At 59.1% G+C, this 22,741-nt stretch carries 19 protein-coding genes, 2 tRNA genes and 3 rRNA genes; 15 read left to right on the top strand and 9 right to left on the bottom strand.

What is annotated here, in order from left to right:
- Positions 1-82: 82 nt before the first annotated feature.
- Positions 83-754: a TetR/AcrR family transcriptional regulator gene (locus K5Q02_RS18380; RefSeq protein ID WP_225832899.1), complete on the top strand. Its 672-nt coding sequence runs from the start codon at positions 83-85 to the stop codon at positions 752-754.
- Positions 755-792: 38 nt separating this feature from the next.
- Here the strand turns inward: K5Q02_RS18380 and K5Q02_RS18375 are convergent, their stop codons facing one another.
- Both K5Q02_RS18375 and aroQ read right to left on the bottom strand, forming a co-directional pair.
- Entirely contained in the window at positions 793-1,650 is an 858-nt protein-coding gene (locus tag K5Q02_RS18375; protein WP_225832897.1) for a shikimate dehydrogenase, read from the bottom strand.
- A 7-nt stretch (positions 1,651-1,657) separates the two neighbouring features.
- Positions 1,658-2,098, bottom strand: coding sequence for a type II 3-dehydroquinate dehydratase (aroQ, locus tag K5Q02_RS18370; RefSeq protein ID WP_225832895.1), 441 nt, complete (start codon positions 2,096-2,098; stop codon positions 1,658-1,660).
- Positions 2,099-2,799: 701 nt separating this feature from the next.
- On the opposite strand from aroQ, the gene K5Q02_RS18365 reads away from it, so the two are divergent.
- From K5Q02_RS18365 to K5Q02_RS18340, 6 genes are all read left to right on the top strand, one after another.
- A 16S ribosomal RNA gene (locus tag K5Q02_RS18365) occupies positions 2,800-4,336 on the top strand.
- A gap of 66 nt (positions 4,337-4,402) precedes the next feature.
- Positions 4,403-4,479, top strand: a tRNA-Ile gene (locus K5Q02_RS18360).
- Positions 4,480-4,510: 31 nt separating this feature from the next.
- Positions 4,511-4,586, top strand: a tRNA-Ala gene (locus K5Q02_RS18355).
- 259 nt (positions 4,587-4,845) lie between these two features.
- A 23S ribosomal RNA gene (locus K5Q02_RS18350) occupies positions 4,846-7,736 on the top strand.
- Between the two features lie 140 nt (positions 7,737-7,876).
- Positions 7,877-7,992 (top strand): 5S ribosomal RNA (rrf, locus tag K5Q02_RS18345).
- Together the 16S, 23S and 5S rRNA genes with 2 tRNA genes alongside form the textbook arrangement of a ribosomal RNA operon.
- 297 nt (positions 7,993-8,289) lie before the next feature.
- Positions 8,290-8,583, top strand: coding sequence for a cupin domain-containing protein (locus tag K5Q02_RS18340; RefSeq protein WP_225832893.1), 294 nt, complete (start codon positions 8,290-8,292; stop codon positions 8,581-8,583).
- 248 nt (positions 8,584-8,831) lie between these two features.
- Here K5Q02_RS18340 and K5Q02_RS18335 read toward each other — a convergent pair whose 3' ends face one another.
- From K5Q02_RS18335 to hpxX, 5 genes are all read right to left on the bottom strand, one after another.
- Positions 8,832-9,572: a YciK family oxidoreductase gene (locus tag K5Q02_RS18335; RefSeq protein WP_225832890.1), complete on the bottom strand. Its 741-nt coding sequence runs from the start codon at positions 9,570-9,572 to the stop codon at positions 8,832-8,834.
- A gap of 128 nt (positions 9,573-9,700) precedes the next feature.
- A complete protein-coding gene (mupP, locus tag K5Q02_RS18330; protein ID WP_225832887.1) occupies positions 9,701-10,372 on the bottom strand; it encodes an N-acetylmuramic acid 6-phosphate phosphatase MupP in 672 nt (223 codons plus the stop codon).
- Between the two features lie 151 nt (positions 10,373-10,523).
- Entirely contained in the window at positions 10,524-10,907 is a 384-nt protein-coding gene (gene hpxZ / locus K5Q02_RS18325; RefSeq protein ID WP_225832884.1) for an oxalurate catabolism protein HpxZ, read from the bottom strand.
- Between the two features lie 4 nt (positions 10,908-10,911).
- A complete protein-coding gene (locus K5Q02_RS18320) occupies positions 10,912-12,306 on the bottom strand; it encodes an AtzE family amidohydrolase (protein WP_225832881.1) in 1,395 nt (464 codons plus the stop codon).
- Positions 12,303-12,491, bottom strand: a complete 189-nt coding sequence (gene hpxX, locus K5Q02_RS18315; RefSeq protein WP_225832878.1) for an oxalurate catabolism protein HpxX — start codon at positions 12,489-12,491, stop codon at positions 12,303-12,305. Before hpxX ends, K5Q02_RS18320 begins: the two co-directional genes overlap by 4 nt.
- Positions 12,492-12,643: 152 nt before the next feature.
- On the opposite strand from hpxX, the gene K5Q02_RS18310 reads away from it, so the two are divergent.
- The 7 genes from K5Q02_RS18310 to hpxK all read left to right on the top strand — a co-directional run bounded on the left by K5Q02_RS18310 (position 12,644) and on the right by hpxK (position 19,126).
- Complete coding sequence (locus tag K5Q02_RS18310) at positions 12,644-13,483, top strand: MurR/RpiR family transcriptional regulator (RefSeq protein WP_225832875.1); 840 nt, start codon at positions 12,644-12,646, stop codon at positions 13,481-13,483.
- 263 nt (positions 13,484-13,746) lie between these two features.
- A complete protein-coding gene (locus K5Q02_RS18305; RefSeq protein ID WP_442964017.1) occupies positions 13,747-14,541 on the top strand; it encodes a transporter substrate-binding domain-containing protein in 795 nt (264 codons plus the stop codon).
- 10 nt (positions 14,542-14,551) lie between these two features.
- The gene (locus K5Q02_RS18300) at positions 14,552-15,217 is read left to right on the top strand and encodes an amino acid ABC transporter permease (RefSeq protein WP_225832872.1); all 666 of its coding nucleotides are present in this window, start codon (positions 14,552-14,554) and stop codon (positions 15,215-15,217) included.
- Positions 15,217-15,873, top strand: a complete 657-nt coding sequence (locus K5Q02_RS18295) for an amino acid ABC transporter permease (protein WP_225839732.1) — start codon at positions 15,217-15,219, stop codon at positions 15,871-15,873. The genes K5Q02_RS18300 and K5Q02_RS18295 overlap by 1 nt, the downstream gene beginning before the upstream one ends.
- Positions 15,854-16,591 carry an amino acid ABC transporter ATP-binding protein gene (locus K5Q02_RS18290; protein WP_225832870.1) on the top strand — a complete coding sequence of 246 codons (738 nt, stop codon included), beginning with the start codon at positions 15,854-15,856 and terminating at the stop codon, positions 16,589-16,591. The genes K5Q02_RS18295 and K5Q02_RS18290 overlap by 20 nt, the downstream gene beginning before the upstream one ends.
- A gap of 25 nt (positions 16,592-16,616) precedes the next feature.
- Positions 16,617-17,849 (top strand): pyridoxal-phosphate-dependent aminotransferase family protein, encoded by a 1,233-nt coding sequence (locus K5Q02_RS18285; RefSeq protein ID WP_225832867.1) that lies wholly within the window; start codon positions 16,617-16,619, stop codon positions 17,847-17,849.
- Complete coding sequence (gene hpxK, locus K5Q02_RS18280; RefSeq protein WP_225832865.1) at positions 17,849-19,126, top strand: allantoate amidohydrolase; 1,278 nt, start codon at positions 17,849-17,851, stop codon at positions 19,124-19,126. Before K5Q02_RS18285 ends, hpxK begins: the two co-directional genes overlap by 1 nt.
- A 64-nt stretch (positions 19,127-19,190) precedes the next feature.
- Here hpxK and ubiG read toward each other — a convergent pair whose 3' ends face one another.
- Together ubiG and K5Q02_RS18270 are read right to left on the bottom strand one after the other, a co-directional pair.
- Positions 19,191-19,889 (bottom strand): bifunctional 2-polyprenyl-6-hydroxyphenol methylase/3-demethylubiquinol 3-O-methyltransferase UbiG, encoded by a 699-nt coding sequence (gene ubiG, locus K5Q02_RS18275; protein WP_225832862.1) that lies wholly within the window; start codon positions 19,887-19,889, stop codon positions 19,191-19,193.
- Positions 19,890-20,004: 115 nt separating this feature from the next.
- Positions 20,005-21,333, bottom strand: a complete 1,329-nt coding sequence (locus K5Q02_RS18270; protein WP_225832860.1) for a TRZ/ATZ family hydrolase — start codon at positions 21,331-21,333, stop codon at positions 20,005-20,007.
- A 134-nt stretch (positions 21,334-21,467) separates the two neighbouring features.
- Here K5Q02_RS18270 and K5Q02_RS18265 point away from each other — a divergent pair, with 134 nt between their 5' ends.
- Complete coding sequence (locus tag K5Q02_RS18265) at positions 21,468-22,538, top strand: s-methyl-5-thioribose-1-phosphate isomerase (protein ID WP_225832858.1); 1,071 nt, start codon at positions 21,468-21,470, stop codon at positions 22,536-22,538.
- Positions 22,539-22,741: the final 203 nt, after the last annotated feature.

The raw sequence follows: 22,741 nt of genomic DNA, 5'->3' as shown, positions 1-22,741 counted from the left end.
TCAGGCGCGGGTATCGGCTGTAGCCTTCACCCGCCGTCCATGTGCAGGATGAACAATAAGAAAGGCCACGATGAGTACCTCTATGACCGTTACCCTTGAGCCTGCGGCCGAAGAACAGGCCACGGCGACCCGCAAACCACGCAAGAACAACCCGGAAAAGACCCGGGAGAACATTCTGCAGGCCGCCATTACCGAGTTCGTCCAGCAAGGCCTGTCAGGCGCGCGCGTCGACGCCATCGCCGAGCGCACGGCCACATCCAAGCGCATGATCTATTACTACTTTGGCAGCAAGGAGCAGCTTTACGTCGAAGTGCTCTGCAAGCTGTATGGCGATATCCGCAGCACCGAACGCCGTCTGCATCTCGATGAATTGCCGCCACCGGATGCCATCCGCCGGCTGGTTGAGTTCACCTTCGATCACCATGATCGCAATTCGGATTTCGTGCGCATCGTCAGTATCGAGAACATCCACTACGGCGAGTACGTCAAGCAGTCACCGGAAATCCGCCGGATGAGCAATGTGGTGCTGTTGACGCTAGGCGAAACGCTTAAGCGGGGAGAGAAGGAAGGGCTGTTCCGCGAAGGGCTGGATACGCTGGACGTGCATATGCTGATCAGCTCGTTCTGCTTCTATCGCGTATCCAACCGGCATACATTCGGGGAGATCTTCCAGATCGATCTACCGGATGAGCAGGTCAAGCTGCGTCACAAGAACATGATCTGCGAAGCGGTGTTGCGCTATATCACTCGCTGAACGCGGGCCGGCCATCATTTATAGCCGGCCCGTAGTGATCAACTATTCATGCTGTGGAAGTGGTCGAGCATGCGCTGCGCGTCCGCTTCAACGCCGCTGAACAGTTCGAATGCTTTCACCGCCTGGAATACCGCCATGTTGCCGCCGTCCAGGGTTCTGCAGCCGATTGCTCTGGCTTCGCGAAGCAGCTCGGTTTCCAGTGGGAAGTAAACGATTTCTGCTACCCACAGTGCTGGACGAAGCAGCGCCTTGGGAATGGGCATGCCCGGAAGCTTGGCCATGCCCATCGGGGTGGTGTTGACCAGGCCATCTGCGCTTGCCACTGCAGAAGCCAGGTCGCTGCCGGCTTGAGCGCGTGGTGAGCCGAAGTGTTCGTTGAGATTGGCAGCCAGCGCTTGGGCGCGTTCGAGCTCGACGTCGAAAATGGTCAACTGCTCGACGCCTTCACTTAATAGTGCGTGAGCCACTGCGGCACCTGCGCCACCGGCACCCATCTGTACCACCTGGCTGCGTTTCACGTCACCGAGACCGCGTCGGAAACCTTCCGAAAAACCCAGGCAATCGGTGTTGTGGCCGATCCGTTTGCCGTCTTTGAAGACCACGGTATTCACCGCGCCAATTCCTCGGGCCTCGTCGGACAGTTCGTCGAGCAGCGGAATGATCGCCTGCTTGCAGGGGAACGTGATGTTGAGCCCGGTGAAGCTCATGCGTTCGGCTGCGCTCAAGAGATCGGGGAGGGCGCTGCTGTCGAGTTGCAACTGATCCAGGTCGATCAGCCTATATAAGTAGCGAATGCCCTGGGCGTCGCCTTCATGCTCGTGCATGGCGGGTGTGCGGGAAGCCTGGATGCCTGCACCGATGAGGCCGGCGAGGATGCTCGGTGTATGGGTGGTCATGGGTGCATCATCCTTTAATGAGTTGGCTGAAGTGTTGCAGTGCTGCGCGATAGCCCCCGCTGCCCAGGCCGCAGATCACGCCGAGGGCGATCGATGAGACGAAGGAGTGGTGGCGGAAGGCTTCACGTTTATGCACGTTGGATAGATGCACCTCTATTACCGGCAGTTCGCTGGCGACCAGTGCGTCGCGGATGGCCACTGATGTGTGTGTCCAGGCGGCAGGATTGATCACGATGCCTGCACAGCGGCCGCGGGCCTTGTGGATCCAGTCGATGAGTTCGGCTTCGTGGTTGGTCTGACGAAACTCGGTAGCCAGACCCAGCGGTTCGGCAGTGTCGGCGCAAAGGCGGGAGATGTCGGCCAGAGTCTCGTGGCCATAGGTCTCAGGTTCACGGGTGCCGAGCATGTTCAGGTTCGGATCATTGAGGATAAGGATGATGGGAGCCATGGTGCTTCCTGTTGTTATTGTGGGGTCACTAATAAATCTCCTTTAAAAATGTACTAACCGGTTAATTAGGTCAATCGCTTGCCTATAAAGGTCAGGACAAAGCGTTCGATTATCGAGCTTTAGCTTTTTACGTAAAAACCTGAAATAAACGGTTGACCTGAGATTCTGGCTGCCTATAATGCGCACCACTTCCGGCGCAGCCTGATCTGAAAACTCCTTGTTAATCAGGAAGTTAGAAGAAAATAAGGGTTGCACGGACGGCGAATTCGAGTAGAATGCGCCGGCATCGACAGGGTGGTTTGAGTGGCTCTGTCGATGGTTCGATCAGGTTTGATCGAAGGCGGTAAAGAGGGTGTTGACAGCAGGTTGTAACGCTGTAGAATGCGCCTCCCGCTGGAGAGAAGATGATCTGGTTGGGTGCTGCAAGGTGTTGAGAAGAAAGAAAAAATTCTTCAAAAGCAACTTGACAGGAAATGAGGCTGCTGTAAGATGCGCGCCTCGGTTGAGACGAAAGACTTAACCAAACGTTCTTTAACAATTGAATCAAGCAATTCGTGTGGGTGCTTGTGAGCTAAGACTGAGGATCGCAAGATTATCAGCATCACAAGTAAACACTCGTAATAGAGAGTTTTTTCTTCTTAATTGAAGAGTTTGCGATTGCTGAGCCAAGTTTAGGGTTTTCTCAAAACCCATGCAGTATTGAACTGAAGAGTTTGATCATGGCTCAGATTGAACGCTGGCGGCAGGCCTAACACATGCAAGTCGAGCGGTTGACGGGAGCTTGCTCCCTGATTCAGCGGCGGACGGGTGAGTAATGCCTAGGAATCTGCCTATTAGTGGGGGACAACGTTTCGAAAGGAACGCTAATACCGCATACGTCCTACGGGAGAAAGCAGGGGACCTTCGGGCCTTGCGCTAATAGATGAGCCTAGGTCGGATTAGCTAGTTGGTGAGGTAAAGGCTCACCAAGGCGACGATCCGTAACTGGTCTGAGAGGATGATCAGTCACACTGGAACTGAGACACGGTCCAGACTCCTACGGGAGGCAGCAGTGGGGAATATTGGACAATGGGCGAAAGCCTGATCCAGCCATGCCGCGTGTGTGAAGAAGGTCTTCGGATTGTAAAGCACTTTAAGTTGGGAGGAAGGGCAGTAAATTAATACTTTGCTGTTTTGACGTTACCGACAGAATAAGCACCGGCTAACTCTGTGCCAGCAGCCGCGGTAATACAGAGGGTGCAAGCGTTAATCGGAATTACTGGGCGTAAAGCGCGCGTAGGTGGTTTGTTAAGTTGGATGTGAAAGCCCCGGGCTCAACCTGGGAACTGCATCCAAAACTGGCAGGCTAGAGTACGGTAGAGGGTGGTGGAATTTCCTGTGTAGCGGTGAAATGCGTAGATATAGGAAGGAACACCAGTGGCGAAGGCGACCACCTGGACTGATACTGACACTGAGGTGCGAAAGCGTGGGGAGCAAACAGGATTAGATACCCTGGTAGTCCACGCCGTAAACGATGTCAACTAGCCGTTGGGTTCCTTGAGGACTTAGTGGCGCAGCTAACGCATTAAGTTGACCGCCTGGGGAGTACGGCCGCAAGGTTAAAACTCAAATGAATTGACGGGGGCCCGCACAAGCGGTGGAGCATGTGGTTTAATTCGAAGCAACGCGAAGAACCTTACCAGGCCTTGACATGCTGAGAACTTTCCAGAGATGGATTGGTGCCTTCGGGAACTCAGACACAGGTGCTGCATGGCTGTCGTCAGCTCGTGTCGTGAGATGTTGGGTTAAGTCCCGTAACGAGCGCAACCCTTGTCCTTAGTTACCAGCACGTAATGGTGGGAACTCTAAGGAGACTGCCGGTGACAAACCGGAGGAAGGTGGGGATGACGTCAAGTCATCATGGCCCTTACGGCCTGGGCTACACACGTGCTACAATGGTCGGTACAAAGGGTTGCCAAGCCGCGAGGTGGAGCTAATCCCATAAAACCGATCGTAGTCCGGATCGCAGTCTGCAACTCGACTGCGTGAAGTCGGAATCGCTAGTAATCGTGAATCAGAATGTCACGGTGAATACGTTCCCGGGCCTTGTACACACCGCCCGTCACACCATGGGAGTGGGTTGCACCAGAAGTAGCTAGTCTAACCTTCGGGGGGACGGTTACCACGGTGTGATTCATGACTGGGGTGAAGTCGTAACAAGGTAGCCGTAGGGGAACCTGCGGCTGGATCACCTCCTTAATCGAAAGATCCCAGCTTATTCATAAGCACCCACACGAATTGCTTGATTCATTGCGAAAGACGATTGGGTCTGTAGCTCAGTTGGTTAGAGCGCACCCCTGATAAGGGTGAGGTCGGCAGTTCGAATCTGCCCAGACCCACCAATTGTTGAGGGTGCAGGCCTTGGAAGTATTTGGGGCCATAGCTCAGCTGGGAGAGCGCCTGCCTTGCACGCAGGAGGTCAGCGGTTCGATCCCGCTTGGCTCCACCACTTACAGCCTCGAGATTGTTGAGAATTAGAGTTCAGAAATGAGCATTCCTGTTTAGGCAGATGAGTGTTGATTTCTGGTCTTTGACCAGTCAGAAAAATCGTTCTTTAAAAATTTGGGTATGTGATAGAAGTGACTGATTAATTACTTTCACTGGTAATTAATTTGGTCAAGGTAAAATTTGCGTTGTTCTCAAGTGCAAATTTTCGGCGAATGTCGTCTTCACGTTATAGACAGTAACCAGATTGCTTGGGGTTATATGGTCAAGTGAAGAAGCGCATACGGTGGATGCCTTGGCAGTCAGAGGCGATGAAAGACGTTGTAGCCTGCGATAAGCTCCGGGGAGTCGGCAAACAGACTTTGATCCGGAGATCTCTGAATGGGGGAACCCACCTAGCATAAGCTGGGTATCATGCACTGAATACATAGGTGCATGAGGCGAACCAGGGGAACTGAAACATCTAAGTACCCTGAGGAAAAGAAATCAACCGAGATTCCCTTAGTAGTGGCGAGCGAACGGGGACTAGCCCTTAAGTTGATTAGAGATTAGTGGAAGGTTCTGGAAAGTTCCGCCGTAGTGGGTGATAGCCCCGTACACGAAAATCTCTTTTCAATGAAATCGAGTAGGACGGAGCACGAGAAACTTTGTCTGAATATGGGGGGCCATCCTCCAAGGCTAAATACTACTGACTGACCGATAGTGAACTAGTACCGTGAGGGAAAGGCGAAAAGAACCCCGGAGAGGGGAGTGAAATAGATCCTGAAACCGTATGCGTACAAGCAGTGGGAGCCTACTTTGTTGGGTGACTGCGTACCTTTTGTATAATGGGTCAGCGACTTATATTCAGTGGCGAGCTTAACCGAATAGGGGAGGCGTAGCGAAAGCGAGTCTTAATAGGGCGTTTAGTCGCTGGGTATAGACCCGAAACCGGGCGATCTATCCATGGGCAGGTTGAAGGTTGGGTAACACTAACTGGAGGACCGAACCGACTACCGTTGAAAAGTTAGCGGATGACCTGTGGATCGGAGTGAAAGGCTAATCAAGCTCGGAGATAGCTGGTTCTCCTCGAAAGCTATTTAGGTAGCGCCTCGTGTATCACTGCTGGGGGTAGAGCACTGTTTCGGCTAGGGGGTCATCCCGACTTACCAAACCGATGCAAACTCCGAATACCAGCAAGTGTCAGCACGGGAGACACACGGCGGGTGCTAACGTCCGTCGTGAAAAGGGAAACAACCCAGACCGTCAGCTAAGGTCCCAAAGTTATGGTTAAGTGGGAAACGATGTGGGAAGGCTTAGACAGCTAGGAGGTTGGCTTAGAAGCAGCCACCCTTTAAAGAAAGCGTAATAGCTCACTAGTCGAGTCGGCCTGCGCGGAAGATGTAACGGGGCTCAAACCATACACCGAAGCTACGGGTTCATCTTAGGATGAGCGGTAGAGGAGCGTTCTGTAAGCCTGTGAAGGTGAGTTGAGAAGCTTGCTGGAGGTATCAGAAGTGCGAATGCTGACATGAGTAACGACAATGGGAGTGAAAAACTCCCACGCCGAAAGACCAAGGTTTCCTGCGCAACGTTAATCGACGCAGGGTGAGTCGGCCCCTAAGGCGAGGCAGAAATGCGTAGTCGATGGGAAACGGGTTAATATTCCCGTACTTCTAATTACTGCGATGGAGGGACGGAGAAGGCTAGGCCAGCACGGCGTTGGTTGTCCGTGTTTAAGGTGGTAGGCTGATTTCTTAGGTAAATCCGGGAGATCAAGGCCGAGAGCTGATGACGAGTTGTCCTTTAGGACGATGAAGTGGTTGATGCCATGCTTCCAGGAAAAGCTTCTAAGCTTCAGGTAATTAGGAACCGTACCCCAAACCGACACAGGTGGTTAGGTAGAGAATACCAAGGCGCTTGAGAGAACTCGGGTGAAGGAACTAGGCAAAATGGCACCGTAACTTCGGGAGAAGGTGCGCCGGTGAGTGTGAAGGGTTTACCCCGTAAGCACATGCCGGTCGAAGATACCAGGCCGCTGCGACTGTTTATTAAAAACACAGCACTCTGCAAACACGAAAGTGGACGTATAGGGTGTGACGCCTGCCCGGTGCCGGAAGGTTAATTGATGGGGTTAGCTAACGCGAAGCTCTTGATCGAAGCCCCGGTAAACGGCGGCCGTAACTATAACGGTCCTAAGGTAGCGAAATTCCTTGTCGGGTAAGTTCCGACCTGCACGAATGGCGTAACGATGGCGGCGCTGTCTCCACCCGAGACTCAGTGAAATTGAAATCGCTGTGAAGATGCAGTGTATCCGCGGCTAGACGGAAAGACCCCGTGAACCTTTACTATAGCTTTGCACTGGACTTTGAGCTTGCTTGTGTAGGATAGGTGGGAGGCTTTGAAGTGGGGACGCTAGTTCTCATGGAGCCAACCTTGAAATACCACCCTGGCAACCTTGAGGTTCTAACTCTGGTCCGTTATCCGGATCGAGGACAGTGTATGGTGGGTAGTTTGACTGGGGCGGTCTCCTCCTAAAGAGTAACGGAGGAGTACGAAGGTGCGCTCAGACCGGTCGGAAATCGGTCGTAGAGTATAAAGGCAAAAGCGCGCTTGACTGCGAGACAGACACGTCGAGCAGGTACGAAAGTAGGTCTTAGTGATCCGGTGGTTCTGTATGGAAGGGCCATCGCTCAACGGATAAAAGGTACTCCGGGGATAACAGGCTGATACCGCCCAAGAGTTCATATCGACGGCGGTGTTTGGCACCTCGATGTCGGCTCATCACATCCTGGGGCTGAAGCCGGTCCCAAGGGTATGGCTGTTCGCCATTTAAAGTGGTACGCGAGCTGGGTTTAGAACGTCGTGAGACAGTTCGGTCCCTATCTGCCGTGGACGTTTGAGATTTGAGAGGGGCTGCTCCTAGTACGAGAGGACCGGAGTGGACGAACCTCTGGTGTTCCGGTTGTCACGCCAGTGGCATTGCCGGGTAGCTATGTTCGGGAAAGATAACCGCTGAAAGCATCTAAGCGGGAAACTTGCCTCAAGATGAGATCTCACTGGAACCTTGAGTTCCCTAAAGGGCCGTCGAAGACTACGACGTTGATAGGCTGGGTGTGTAAGCGTTGTGAGGCGTTGAGCTAACCAGTACTAATTGCCCGTGAGGCTTGACCATATAACACCCAAACAATTTGGCTGTTAGACGGTAGAAGTCGACAGTAATGCCGAAAATTTGTAAAAGAACACGCAATACCAACTGATATCACATACCCAATTCGGGGAAGCGACTTAAACATCGACTCCCCAACCAGATTGCTTGACGACCATAGAGCGTTGGAACCACCTGATCCCATCCCGAACTCAGTAGTGAAACGATGCATCGCCGATGGTAGTGTGGAGTTTCTCCATGTGAGAGTAGGTCATCGTCAAGCTTCTACTAGAAACCCCAGATCTCGACAGAGGTCTGGGGTTTCGCCTTTTCGGCGCAGGAAAAGACCGCTGCAGCAGCTCGGACGTAGGAGCCGGCTTGCCGGCGATGCTCCTCAATCCCGGCTCGCCGGCAAGCCGGCTCCTACAGGCACCACGCGGCTCTAGTCAGATAACCAGAACTCACCCTAATGAAAAAATCGATCTAAGCCAGCTTATAAAATCGGGGTAGATTGCGGTGTTAGGCAGGGCCGGGCCCATTTCCGTCCATGTTTACCGCTTATATCGGCTAAGGAGTGGCAATGAACCTGATCGACGAAGCGAAGAAGCTTCCACAGGCGTGGCGCTCTCGTATTCTTGGTAGTACCGCGGGAGCGAATCTAAAGCTGATCCGCATGGACGGCGCTGGAATACCTTACGAAAGCCACTCCGAGTTCGACGAAGCATTACTGGTGCTCGAGGGGGAGATGCAGCTTGAGCTTGAGGGCGAAGTTATCCATATGAAGAGCGGAGACTTCCACATCGTTCCTGCCGGCAAGCAACACAAAGTTCTGCAGGGAAGCTTTGGCATCCTCTTTTTGGTAGACGCCGAGTGATGGAATTGAGTTGGGCACTAACTTTATAAACTAGGCCCACGCTGCAATTGAAAAAGCCCGCCGTGGTAACCATTGCGGGCTTTTTCAATTGTTGCTCGAACTGTCGTTGCTAGAAAAAGGCTTATTTTAATTTCCTGCCAAGTTCTGTTTATCGGCAAACGATCGCCACGGCGATATTCGCTCGGCGCGATAGTGAATAGCCGGCCGAACCTTGTGCTGCTCTTAAATTAAATCGCCACTCCTTCGTGCTATTGCGCGTCGAAGGCCTGACCGTTGATGCCCTGGCTATCTGGGCCCATCAGGTACAGATAGACCGGCATGATGGCTTCGGGCAGCGGTTTGCTTTCCGGGTTTTCGCCAGGGTAAGCCTGGGCACGCATGTCGGTGCGGGTGCCTCCGGGGTTGACGCTGTTGGCGCGAATCGCCGTGATGCCGTCGACCTCGTCAGCCATCACCTGCATCAGTCCTTCAGTGGCGAACTTGGATACAGCATAGGCGCCCCAGTACGCCCGCCCCTTGCGGCCCACGCTGCTGGAGGTGAACACCACCGAGGCATCGGTAGACAGCTTGAGCAACGGCAACAGAATGCTGGTCAGCATGAACATCGCGTTGACGTTGACCTGCATGACGCGCATGAAATTCTCGCCGGACAACTGCTCCAGCGGCGTACGCGGGCCGATGATCGAGGCGTTGTGCAGCAGGCCGTCGAGTTTGCCGAACTCCTTCTCGACCATGGCCGCCAGCTCGTCGTACTGATGCGGCAGGGCGCTTTCCAGATCGAATGGTATGACTACCGGCTTTGCATGGCCTGCCTGCTCGATGGCGTCGTAGGTGCGCGCCAGGTTGTCTTCGCTCTTGCCGAGCAGCAGTACGGTGGCGCCATGAGCCGCATAGGTACGCGCCGCCGCTGCGCCAATTCCACGTCCTGCTCCGGTGACCAAAATCACACGATCCTTGAGCAAGTCAGGGTGGGCGCTGTAATCGAACATGGCGGGAGTCCTTCAGATTTCTGGTTGTAAGTTGGCGGACAGAAGACCCGCCGACGGTGCGGCGGGCTCATCCTAAACAACGGCGGGTGATTGGCTGCTGATCGCGATCAATGAAACGCCTTGCGCTGTCAGCAGCTACACAATGCCTGATCGAGCACCTTGCGCAGTTCCAGTGGGTGGTCGACTACAACGTCTGCGCCCCAGTGCCGCGGGTTGTCGTCAGGGTGGATATAGCCGTAGGTCACCGCTGCGGTCTTGGTGCCGGCGTCGCGGCCGGACTCGATGTCGCGCAGGTCGTCGCCGACGAACAGTACGCTGGCCGGATCCAGTTTGAGGGTCGAGCAGGCGAGAATCATCGGCTCGGGGTCCGGCTTGCTGCGGGTCACGTGATCAGGGCAGATGAGTATCGAGGAGCGTTCGGCTAGCCCGAGGCGCTGCATGATCGGCTCGGCGAAGCGCAGTGGCTTGTTGGTCACCACGCCCCAGATCAGCTTGGCGCGCTCGATATCTTCGAGCAGCGTCTCAATGCCGTCGTAGGGACGGGTAAACACAGCGCAGTGATCCTGATAGCGCTCGAGAAACTCCAGGCGTAGCGCCTCGAAGCCGTCACTCATCGGGTCGATATCGAATGCATTGAGGATCATCGCCCGGGCGCCGCCCGAGACGTGATCGCGAATCAGCTTCTCATTCACCGGCGGCAGGCCGCGCTCGGCGCGCATGGTCTGGCAGATGGCGATGAAATCCGGCGCGCTGTCGAGCAGCGTGCCATCCATGTCGAAAAGAACCGCGCGCAAGCGCATCAGGCCTCCTTGGGGATTCGAGTCTAGCGTTGAGGTGTTGCCCGCATGGCACGAGGCAACAGGCTAAAGCCGCATGTTGCCAGTTTCCGAAGCCTGATTGGGCTGCACAACCTCTTCCACTGTATGTCACTTTGTCGCAGCGTGCAGCCGCTCAGCTCATCAGGCTGACCTGCGCGGCCACGATGCGCCAGTTGCCGGCCATCTTCACCCAGCTCTGCTGCTGGCGGCCGATCCTGTCGCTGCCTTCACGGGTGAACTCGGTGCTGCACACCGCGAAGCTGTCGCCATAGGTGGTGATGACCGTGTTCCTCAGTTCGCGGTACAGCCCCGCCGCAGGCCGCGCAGCACGAAACTCGCGGATTTCGCTGATGCCGTAAAGGTTCTCTCCGGCGCCCAGGCGTACCGTACGTTCGTCGTGCCAGAACAACTCGTCCAGCACGTCGATATCGTTGCCGATTAGGGCTTTTTCGTAGCGCTGGAAGGCATGGGTGACCTCCGCCAGAACGTCCGGCAGGTCTATCTGTTGAGTATTCATCGAGTCACTCCAGGTTGGCAGGTGCGGCGTGGGCGATGCCCATCCGCTCGAGCGCGCTGGCGGCACGCAGGCAAGCTTCTTCCTTGAACGGTGCGGCGATCAGTTGCACGCCGATCGGCAGGCCACCCGCAGTACGCAGCGGCACGCTGACCACCGGCAGGCCCAGGAAGGAGATCGGTTGAGCCAGCATGCCCATGCTCGCGCGGGTCGGCAGATCGGTACCGTTGATACGCATGGTTTCCTGACCGATGGGCGTCGCGCTGGTCGGTGTCGCCGGTGCGATCAACACATCGACGCCATCGAACAGCGGCAGTACCTGCTGCCGGAAATGGCGGCGGAAGCGTTGCGCCTGCACATACCAGGCAGCGGGAATCATCGCGCCGGCCAGCAGGCGCTCCCGTGACAGCGGCTCGAAGGACTCCGGCGAGCTGCGCAGCGCCGGCAGGTAGCTGTTGCCGCCTTCCGATGCGCTGATGATGAACGCCGAGGTACGCGCCAGTTCGGCATCCGCCAGGATGACTTCTTCGCTGGCGTTGAGGGCCTTGGCTACCTGGGCCACGGCATCGCGAGCACTGTCGTCGCACCACTGCTGGAAGTAACCACCCAACACGCCGAAGCGCAGGCCATCCAGCTCGCGGTTCAGCAGCGCTGCTACTGGCTGGCGATCCTGCGTGGCCTGAAAGCCGTCTTGCGGGTCATGGCCTTGCAGCACGTCGTAAACCTCGGCCAGATCGCGGGTGCTGCGTGCCAGCGGGCCGATGTGGTCGAGGCTGCCCACGAACGGGTGTGAGCCGCTGCGCGACAAGCGGCCGAAGGTGGGCTTCAGCCCGAATATCCCGCACAGCGATGCCGGTACGCGGATGGAGCCGTTGGTGTCGCTGCCCAGGGAGAAATTAACCAGCCCGGCCGCGACGGCGGCTGCCGAGCCCCCGGAGGAGCCGCCCGCGATGCGGGAGAGATCGTGGGGGTTGCGGGTCGCGCCATAGTGGGTGTTTTCGGTGGTGAAGCCGTAGGCGTAGGCGTCCATGTTCAGCATGCCCGACAGCAAGGCGCCGTTGGCTGTCAGCTGGCGTACCGCCCAGGCGTCGGCGGTTGCCGCTGGGCGATTCTGGAACAGGCGCGCTCCGGCCAGAGTCGGGAAGCCTGCCACGTCGAACAGGTTCTTCACCGCATAGGGCACAGCCGCCAGGGCGGGCAGGGGCGAGCCCTGGCGACGCAGACGGTCAAGGGCGTCCGCTTCGTCTTTCATGCGCTGCTGGGTGATCTGCGTCCAGGCGTTGATCGCCGGGTCGTGCCGCTCGATGGCTTGCAGGCTGTGCTCGGCTATTTCACGTGCACTGAGCTCGCCGGATGCCAGGGCGGCACGCACCTGGGCAATCGACAGAAGGGCTGGATTCATGCCTTGTAGACTCCTGCCACTTCCAGACGGTCATCGAGCGGGTAGTCCATCAGCGGCTTGGCCATTGCCGCGATACGGCTGAACTGGGTGAGCAATTCGTGACGGCGGGCATCGTCCAATTCGAGGGCCAGAACCTGCTCCATCTGCGTGACGTACGCTGCCCAGTCGGGCGTGATCTGTGTCATGGTGATCTCCTCTCGGAGGCGGCGGCGCAGCCTCCGGGCGCGGGTTGACGAGGGTCTGCCTTCAGCATCGGTGATAGTAAACGGCGACTTCAAGCAGGCAGGTGACTTCCTATATCATCGGCTGAATGAAACGAAAGTTACAAGGCGCCACCATGAATCAACTCGATGAACGTCTGCGCAGCCATTATTCGCAGCTCGCGCCACAGGAGCAGCGAATCGCTGACTTCGTGCTCGACCATTACGACGATCTGGTCAGCTACAACAGCGCCGAACTGGCTCGCCTGGCCGGCGTCTCCAAGGCGACCGTGAGCCGGCTGTTCAAGCGCCTGGGCTATGAAAAGTACAAGGACATGCGCGAGGAGCAGCGCACGCTGCGCCAGAGTGGCATGCCGGTCGCAGACAGCCGCGATGTGGTGCAGGGCAACACCTTGCTGGCCCGTCACTACAAGCAGGAGATGGCCAACCTCACCCAATGGGTGAGCGCTATCGATGCCGCGCAGTTCACCGAAGTGGTGCAGGCGCTGGGCAGCAGCAGGCGGGTTTTCATCATCGGCATGCGTAACGCCTTTCCCGTGGCGCTGCACCTGCGCCAGCAATTGCTGCAGGTTCGCAGTGCCGTCCAGGTGCTGCCCCAGCCTGGGCAGACGCTGTCTGAGGAGCTGGTGGATCTGACCGCCGAGGATATGGTGGTGGTGCTGGCCTTTCGTCGACGCTCGCGAATCATTCGTCCGCTGCTGCAGGCCCTGCAATTGCAGCAGGTGCCGACGCTGGTCATCTGCGAGCCGCAGGCCCAGGCGATCATCGAGCTGGCCCGGTGGCAGCTGTGCACGCCGCTGGACAGCGTGTCGGCCTTCGATAGCTACGCGGGTGCCAACAGCCTGATCAACTTGCTGGTCAATGCCGTGCTGCACGAGCAATTGACCGAAGGGCGGCAGAGAATTCATCAGATCGCCGCGCTTTATGGGCAACTTGATGAACTGGAACAGCGTTAGCGCCCTTTACTGGTGCGTTAAATCGATAATGGCGCCTTTTTGGCGCCCTTTTTTGTGGCGCATCTCTGGCGAGAGCGGCATTCTGTTTGCTCGTTCCTCGTCTACCTCACTACTACTTATCTCCTCACAAAGCACGTCATACGGGGCTTTATCTGCAGAAGTGGGGATGAGCGTAGAAAAAAACGACAGCATGAAACGCCGTGGCACGTTGGTTGCAGAATTATGCATAACGAATCTTTCGTTTCATGGCTGACGTTAACGGGGTGACGAAAATGAAGAAAGGATTGATCGCGATACTGGCTGCCGGTCTGCTGCTGACTCAGGCGACCACTGCGCTGGCGGATCAGCTGCAGGAGATTGAGAAGCGCGGTGTGATCCGCATTGCCGTGCCGCAGGATTTCCCACCCTTCGGTTCCGTGGGCACCGATCTGCAGCCCCAGGGCTATGACATCGACATGGCCAAGTATCTGGCCAAGGAAATGAAACTTAAGTTGCAACTGGTGCCCGTGACCAGCGCCAACCGTGTTCCGTATCTGCAGACCAACAAGGTCGATCTGGTTATCTCAAGCCTTGGCAAGAATGCCGAGCGCGAGCAGGTGATTGATTTCAGCGCTGCCTACGCGCCGTTCTTTCTCGGCGTCTTCGGCGCCAAGGACAAGGCCCTGCAGAACGCCGAGGAGCTCGCTGGCAAATCGATTGGCGTCACCCGTGGAGCCGTCGAAGACATGGTGCTGACCGAGGTGGCACCGAGTGGTGCACAGGTGAAGCGCTACGAAGACAACAACACCACCTTGTCCGCGTATCTCTCCGGGCAGGTCGAGTTCGTTGCCACCGGCAACCTGGTGGTTGCCGCCATCGAGCGTCAGAACGCCGATCGGGCGCCCGTCGCCAAATTCATGCTCAAGGATTCGCCTTGCTATATCGGCCTGCGCAAAGGCGAAGCCGCGCTGAAGGCCAAGGTCGACGCGCTGATCGAGCAGGCCAAGACCGATGGCACGCTCAACGGTCTGTCCGAAGAGTGGCTGAAGGCGCCGCTGCCGGCGAACCTGGGCGCATAAGGATTTCGCGATGATGGCGCAGCTGAATTTTTCTGCCCTGTGGCCCTACTGGCCGGAGTTGCTTTCCGGCCTCTGGGTGACCATCCAGCTCACGGTGATGGCGACCGTGGGCGGCGTGGCCCTGGGCATCCTGGGCGCTGCACTGCGCAGCGGCCGTCCGAGCATTCTCAGCCGCGTGTGGGGCGTCTATGTCGAGCTGATCCGCAACACGCCGTTCGTGGTGCAGCTGTTCTTCATCGTCTTCGGTTTGCCGAACCTGGGATTGAAATTGACGGCGGGCGAGGCTGCGCTGCTGGCCATGCTGATCAACCTGGGGGCCTACAGCACCGAGATCATCCGCGCCGGCATCCAGGTCACGCCCCGTGGGCAGTGGGAGGCTGGGCGCGTATTGGGGCTGAGTCGTACGCAGACCTTCGTTCAGGTGGTCTTGCCGCCGTCGCTGAAGCGCATTTATCCGGCACTGGTCAGCCAGTGCATCATCGTCATGCTCGGCTCGTCGGTGGTTTCCCAGGTGTCCCATGAGGAGCTGACCTTCGCCGCCAACCTGATCCAGTCACGTACCTTCCTGAGCTTCGAGGTCTATCTGGTGACCACGTTGATGTACCTGGCGCTGTCCATCGCCATGCGTCAGCTGTTGCTGGCTGCCGGCCGCAAATGGTTTGGAGATCAGCCATGATGACCACCTTTACCGACTGGGACATCCTGCGCAATCTGCTTCTGGCCGCGCGCTGGACCGTTCTGCTGTCCCTCACTGCATTCATCGGCGGCACCCTGGTGGCCATTCCTCTGGTCATGGCGCGCTTGTCCAAGCGCGTTTGGCCGCACTGGCTGATTCGCGGCTACACCGAGCTGTTCCAGGGTACGCCGCTGCTGATGCAGCTGTTCCTGGCGTTCTTCGGCGTGGCACTGCTAGGCATCGACGTATCGCCCTGGACAGCTGCCTCGGTGGCGCTGACGCTCTATACCAGTGCATTTCTGGTGGATATCTGGCACGGCAGCATCCGCGCGCTGCCCAAGGGCCAATGGGAAGCCTGTCGCTGCCTGGGGCTGGATTTCGGTCAGGCCCTGTTTCGCGTCATCCTGCCCCAGGCGCTGCGCATCGGCATCGCGCCGACCGTGGGTTTCGCCGTGCAAGTCGTGAAGGGCACGGCGCTCGCGTCGATCATCGGTTTCGTCGAGCTGACCAAGGCCGGCACCATTCTCAACAACGTCACCTACGAGCCTTTCAAGGTGTTCGGTCTGGTGGCGCTGGGCTACTTCCTCATGTGTTATCCGCTGTCGCGTTACAGCCAGTATCTGGAGAAGAAATTCAATGCCGCTCATCACCATTGATCAGGTACAGAAGTACTACGGCGACAACCACGTACTCAAAGGTGTCGATCTCGATATCGAGGTGGGTGAGGTGGTGTCGATCATCGGCCGCAGCGGCTCGGGGAAGAGCACCTTGCTGCGCTGCATCAATGGCCTCGAAGGCTATCAGGACGGCAGCATCAAGCTCGGCGGCATGACCGTCACCGATCGTGATTCCCAGGCGCGGGAGATCAGCCGCTCGGTCGGTATGGTGTTCCAGAACTTCAACCTGTTTCCGCACATGACCGCCCGTGAGAACGTCATGCTGGCACCACGTCGGGTGCTGAAGAAGAGTGACGCCCAGTGCCGCGAACTGGCCGCACAGATGCTGGAAAAGGTCGGCCTGGGCGATCGCATGGACTATTACCCGGCCAACCTTTCCGGCGGCCAGCAGCAGCGCGTCGCCATCGCCCGTGCGCTGGCCATGTCGCCCAAGGTGCTGCTGTGCGACGAGATCACTTCGGCCCTCGATCCCGAGCTGGTTGGCGAAGTGCTCAAGGTACTCGAGCAACTGGCGAAGGAGGGCATGACGCTGATTCTGGTCACCCACGAAATGAACTTCGCCCAGGAAGTTGGCGACCGCGTGGTGTTCATGCACCAGGGGCGCGTGTGGGAGCAGGGCCCCAGCCGTGAGCTGTTCGCCAACCCGCAGAGCGCCGAACTCAAGCAATTCATTTCGTCCGTGCGTGGACTGAACTGAGCGTCATTAGAACGAGAAATCCCAGATGAACACGACTTTCCTGCCAGTGAATCCGCCCCAGCGTCTGTTGATGGGGCCGGGCCCGATCAATGCCGATCCCCGTGTGCTGCGCGCCATGTCCAACCAGTTGGTCGGCCAGTACGACCCGGCCATGACCCACTACATGAACGAGGTGATGGCGCTGTATCGCGGCGTCTTTCGTACCGCCAACGCCGCTACTCTGCTGATTGATGGCACCTCGCGGGCCGGCATCGAGGCCATTCTGGTCTCGGCGATTCGCCCAGGCGACAAGGTGCTGGTGCCGGTGTTCGGTCGCTTCGGCCACCTGCTCTGTGAAATCGCCCGGCGCTGCCGTGCCGATGTTCACACCCTCGAAGTTCCCTGGGGTGAGGTGTTCACCCCGCAGCAGATCGAGGATGCGATCAAGCAGGTGAAGCCGCGCCTGCTGCTGACCGTGCAGGGCGACACCTCGACCACCATGCTGCAGCCACTGGCCGAGCTGGGTGACATCTGTCGGCGCCATGGCGTGCTGTTTTATACAGATGCCACGGCGTCGCTGGGTGGCAACCTGCTGGAAACCGATGCCTGGGGCCTGGATGCCGTGTCCGCCGGTCTGCAGAAGTGCCTGGGTGGGCCATCCGGTACCGCGCCGATCACGCTCAGCGAGCGCATGGTGGAGGTGATTCGTCGCCGCGCCTGCGTGGAGGCCGGCATCCGTACCGCAGCCCATCAGGACGGCGACGATGAGATGATCTACTCCAACTATTTCGACCTCGGCATGATCCTCGATTACTGGGGCCCCGAGCGCCTCAACCATCACACCGAAGCCACCTCGGCGCTGTTCGGTGCCCGCGAGTGCGCACGGGTGATTGGCGAGGAAGGTCTGGACGTGGGGATCGCCCGCCACAAGTTGCATGGCGATGCTCTGCTCAAAGGCATCCAGGGTATGGGCCTGGAGACCTTCGGCAACCTCGAATACAAGATGAACAACGTCCTTGGCGTGGTGATTCCCGAGGCGGTCAATGGCGACCAGGTGCGCAAACTGATGCTCGAGGACTTCGGTATCGAGATCGGTACTTCGTTCGGGCCGCTGGCTGGCAAGGTCTGGCGCATCGGCACCATGGGCTACAACGCCCGCAAGGACTGCGTGATGCAGACCCTCAGCGCCTTGGAGGCGGTACTCAACCGCCTCGGCCTGCGTACGACCCAGGGCGCTGCGATGCAGGCGGCCTGGGATCACTACAGCGAGCGCTGCTGATGAGCACCCTGGATAAGCTGGCGGCAAGCAGCGCGGGTGCCCGGGTCATGGCACGTTGCGACGAGCTGGCGGCGATCAGCGAGTCTGCCGATTGCCTGACCCGTGTGTACCTGTCGACAGAACACCTGCGTGCCAACGCGCTGGTGGGCGAGTGGATGCAGGCAGCCGGCATGCGCGTCTGGCAGGACGCCGTGGGCAATATCTGCGGGCGTTACGAAGGCCAGAGTGCTGGCGCGCAGGCGTTGTTGCTCGGCTCGCACCTGGATACCGTGCGCAACGCCGGTCGCTACGACGGCATGCTCGGCGTGGTCGCTGCCATCGAGACCGTGCAGCACTTTCATGACCGCGGCATACGTCTGCCGCTGGCTATCGAGATCGTCGGTTTCGCCGACGAGGAGGGCACGCGCTTCGGCATCACGCTGCTAGGTAGCCGCGGCCTGACCGGCAGCTGGCCGCAAAGCTGGGTCGACCAGACCGATGCCAATGGCGTCAGCGTCGCTCAGGCGATGACCGCTGTCGGCCTGGATGCGGCGCGGATCCCCAGTGCGGCCCGGAAAGCGGATGACTTCGCTGCCTATCTAGAACTGCATATCGAGCAGGGCCCGTGCCTGGAACGTGAACAGCTGGCGCTGGGCGTGGTGACGGCCATCAATGGTGCGCGCCGCCTGAATTGCCGCTTCGTCGGTATGGCTGGGCATGCCGGTACCGTGCCGATGAGTCACCGCAAGGATGCCTTGGCCGCTGCGGCGCAGTGGATGGTCTACATCGAAGCGCAGACCATGCAGCGCGATCCGCAGTTGGTGGCCACGGTGGGCACCCTGCAATGCCAACCGGGTGCGGTCAACGTGATTCCCGGTGAGGTCGCCCTGACCCTGGACGTGCGTGGCCCGCAGGATCAAGCTCTGGCGGATTTGCTCGACGACCTGCTGAGCCAGGGTGAGGCGATTGCCCGGCAGCGCGGGCTGCAGTTCCATGCCAGCCAGTACTACGGCATACCGGCGACCCGTTGCGACGAGGCCGTGCAGGCTTCCCTGGCGCGGGTATTGACCCAGGTGCAGGGGCGCAGCCTGTCGCTGCCCAGTGGTGCGGGACATGACGCGATCGCCATGGCCGAGCATTGGCCGGTCGGCATGCTGTTCGTACGTTGTGCGGGAGGTGTCAGCCATCATCCGGCTGAAGCCGTCGAGGTGGGCGACGTGGCCCTGGCGATTCAGGCGTGCGTGGACTGGGTTCAGGCGTTGGCGATGGAGCCACCGCTGGCCAAGTCGGTCGAATGAGCGCAGGGCGTTGAGGTCAGCCAGCGTACGGCCCGAGTGGGCGTGCGCTGGCTGCCCGGCAGAATCAGTTTGCCTTGCTGGTGTGCACCATGTAGTTGACGTCTACATCGTTGGCCAGCTTGTAGTGCTTGGTCAGCGGGTTGTAGGTCAGGCCGATGATGTCCTTGACCTGCAGGCCGGCTTCGCGGCTCCAGGCGCCCAGTTCCGATGGGCGGATGAATTTCTTGAAGTCATGGGTGCCGCGCGGCAGCAGGCGCAGAATGTATTCGGCGCCGATCACTGCGAACAGGTAGGCCTTCGGGTTGCGGTTGATAGTGGAGAAGAACACCTGACCGCCGGGCTTGACCAGTTTGTGGCAGGCGCGAATCACTGACGATGGGTCAGGTACGTGCTCGAGCATTTCCAGGCAGGTGACCACGTCGAACTGGCCGTGCATCTCTTCTGCCATTGCCTCGGCGGTGATCTGCCGGTAATCGACTTCCACGCCTGATTCCAGCTGATGCAAGCGGGCCACCGCCAGCGGCGCTTCGCCCATGTCGATGCCGGTCACCGTGGCGCCACGTTGAGCCATGGCTTCACTGAGAATGCCGCCACCGCAGCCAACGTCGAGTACCTTTTTGCCTGCCAGCCCGGCGCGCTCGTCAATCCAGTTGACCCGCAGCGGGTTGATCTCGTGCAAGGGCTTGAACTCGCTTTCCTTGTCCCACCAGCGATGGGCGAGGGCTTCGAATTTGGCGATTTCAGCTTGGTCGACGTTGCTCATGGTATTCCCTGAATAAAGCGAATGCGTATGACATGACGCGCAGTGCGTGCATGTTGCCAGCTTTGCTCGGCGCGCTGCTGGCCTCTGACGTGTGACAGTTTGCCGTAGTTTGTGATCAATGGGTCGGACGCCCGGCTATTTTCGCTCCCCACTGTCGCGTGGTCGCAATGATGCGTTCCTCGTCCAGGCGCGTCAGCCTGCGGTCTTCGAGCAGCGGCTTGCCAGCGACCCATAGATGCTCGACGCAGTCTCGGGAGGTGGCGTAGATCAGCTGCGAAACGGCATCGTAGAGCGGTTGCTGGGCCAGGCCGCGCAAGTCGAAGGCGACGATATCGGCGGCTTTGCCGAGCTCCAGTGAGCCGATCTCGGCATCCAGGCCCAGGGCGCGGGCGCCATTGAGGGTCGCCATGCGCAGTGCGCGGTGGGCGTCCAGGGCGCTGGCCGAGCCGGCCACGGCCTTGGCCAGCAGTGCGGCAGTGCGGGTTTCGCCGAGCAGGTCGAGGTCATTGTTGCTGGCTGCACCGTCGGTACCGATGGCGACATTGACGCCGGCCTGCCAGAGCTTCTCGACCGGGCAGAAGCCGCTGGCCAGTTTGAGATTGGATTCAGGGCAGTGGATCACGCTGCTGTTGGTGGCGACCAGTAGAGCAATATCGTCATCGTCGATCTGGGTCATGTGTACGGCCTGGAACCGTGGGCCGAGCAGGCCCAGGCGGTGAAGCCTGGCCAGCGGGCGTTCGCCATGGTGCTCGAGGCTCTGCTGCACTTCGAAGGCGGTTTCGTGCACGTGCATATGAATTCCGGCATCCAGTTCTTCGGCGAGGATGCGCAGCTTCTCGAGGTTCGCGTCGCTGACGGTGTACGGCGCGTGAGGGCCGAAGGCAACGCTCAGGCGCGAGTGGTGCTTCATTTCATCGAACAGCGTTACGCCCTTGCGCATCGCCTCGTCGGCGTCACGGGCGCCGGGGATGGCGAAGTCCAGTACCGGGATGCTGATCTGTGCGCGCATGCCGCTGGCGTGCACCCGTTCGCAGGCCATCTCCGGGAAGAAGTACATATCGGCGAAACAGCTGATACCGCTCTTTATCTGCTCGGCAATCGCCAGTTCGGTGCCGTCCTGAACGAACTGCTCGTCGACCCACTTGGCTTCTGCCGGCCAGATGTGCTTTTCCAGCCAGGTCATCAGTGGCAGATCGTCGGCCAGGCCGCGAAACAGCGTCATCGCTGCATGGCCGTGGGCGTTGACCAGGCCCGGTGTCAGCAGGCGCCCGGGCAGCTCGCGGATTTCCGTGGCGCCGCGCCGCAAGGCTTCGGCACGTGGCGCGATCAGCGCGACCTTGCCGTCACGAATGCCCAGGCCATGATCATGCAGTACCACGCCCGCAGGCTCGACCGGCACGAGCCAGGTGGGCAGCAGCAAAAGGTCGAGCGGGGCGTCGGCCATGGGTGGGTTCCGTCAGTGAAAACGCCGAGTCTATAGAGGAATGTCCCGGTCTTGAAGGTGCCCGGCGCTCTGCGCGGGTGCGGCTGGCCTCTGCTGCGGAGTATACTGGCCGGCTTTCGAGGATGGAGTGGGTAATGCGCGAGCGTTTGCTGGCTGCCGAGCAGGTCGTGGGCTTTGTCTGGCGCGAGGGTGCTCTGCATGTGCTCGATCAACGCCGCCTGCCTGGTGAACAGGTCTGGCATGCCTGCCATTCGGTCTCTGCGGTGGTCGAGATGTTGGCTGGCGGCGCGGTGCAGGGCGCTTCTGCCATGGCCATTTGTAGTGCCTATGCCCTGGTGCTGGGCGCTCGCCAGCGCGCCGATGAAGGTGGCGACTGGCACGCCGGGCTGCAGGCCGATGTTCAGCGCCTGTCTGGCGCGGGCCTGAATGTTCTCGACGGCCAGCGTCTACTGCAGCAGATGCACGATCGGCTGACGCGCGCGCGGCCTGGTGCGGAGCCGCTGCAGGTGCTCGAAGACGAGGCCTACGGCATCCATCAGCGTGATCGCGAGGCCAGTCTGGTGATGGCGCAGTTGGGCGTGGAGCTTATTCGCGGCTTTCAGGGCAACTCTCAAAACCTGCTCAGCATTGGCTGCGCGGGGGCGATGAGCAGCGGTGGTTTCGGTACGGCGCTGGCGGTGATCCGTGGCGCTCAGCTCGAAGGTCTGCTGGAGCGCTGTTACATGGGTGAAAGTCGGCCATTGCTGCAGGGCGCTCGGCGGGCGGCCTGGGAGCTGCGCGAAGAGGGCATAGCCGTAGTGCTCAGTGCGGATGCCGCGCTGGCCCATCTCATGAAAGAGCGCGGCATCACCTGGGCCATCGTCGGCGCCGAGCGGATTGCAGCCAACGGAGACGTCCTCGCGCTGATCGGCACCTATCAACTGGCGGTGGCTGCCATGCATCACGGCGTGCGGCTGATGGTGGTGGCACCCAGTGGCGTCATCGACCTGCAGGCCGAGAGCGGCGAAGAGTCTTTTCACGAGCTCGGCCATGCGCCGCTTGCCTACCCGCAGAGCGATCAGGTGGCCGGTGTGGACGAGGTGGAGCCGCGTTTCGACGTGACACCCGCCGATCTGGTGGATTTCCTGGTGACCGAGAAGGGCGTGATCGAGCGTCCGGACGCCGCCAAGATCGCCCAATTGATGTCTCGCAGGCGCCTGCACTGATCCCCTGGCTTCATGCGCCTTCAGGGATAGGTGCGAGGCATGCTTTGTGGTAAGCTCCGGCAGTTTTCAGGGGCACCGCCAGCGGTCGCCATTACTGCTCGAATGCATGGCATAACGTATTGATTTGTCGTGAGTCGTCGCTGGCCTGATGCCATCGCGACGCGCTTCGCCAGGTTCCCAATGAACCGGTGGAGTTTCACCAG

It is taken from the genome of Pseudomonas sp. MM211 (assembly GCF_020386635.1).
In the GTDB taxonomy this organism is placed as follows: domain Bacteria; phylum Pseudomonadota; class Gammaproteobacteria; order Pseudomonadales; family Pseudomonadaceae; genus Aquipseudomonas.
The sequence above is the reverse complement of the archived record's forward strand: the minus strand, read 5'-3'. Positions and strand labels throughout refer to the sequence as shown.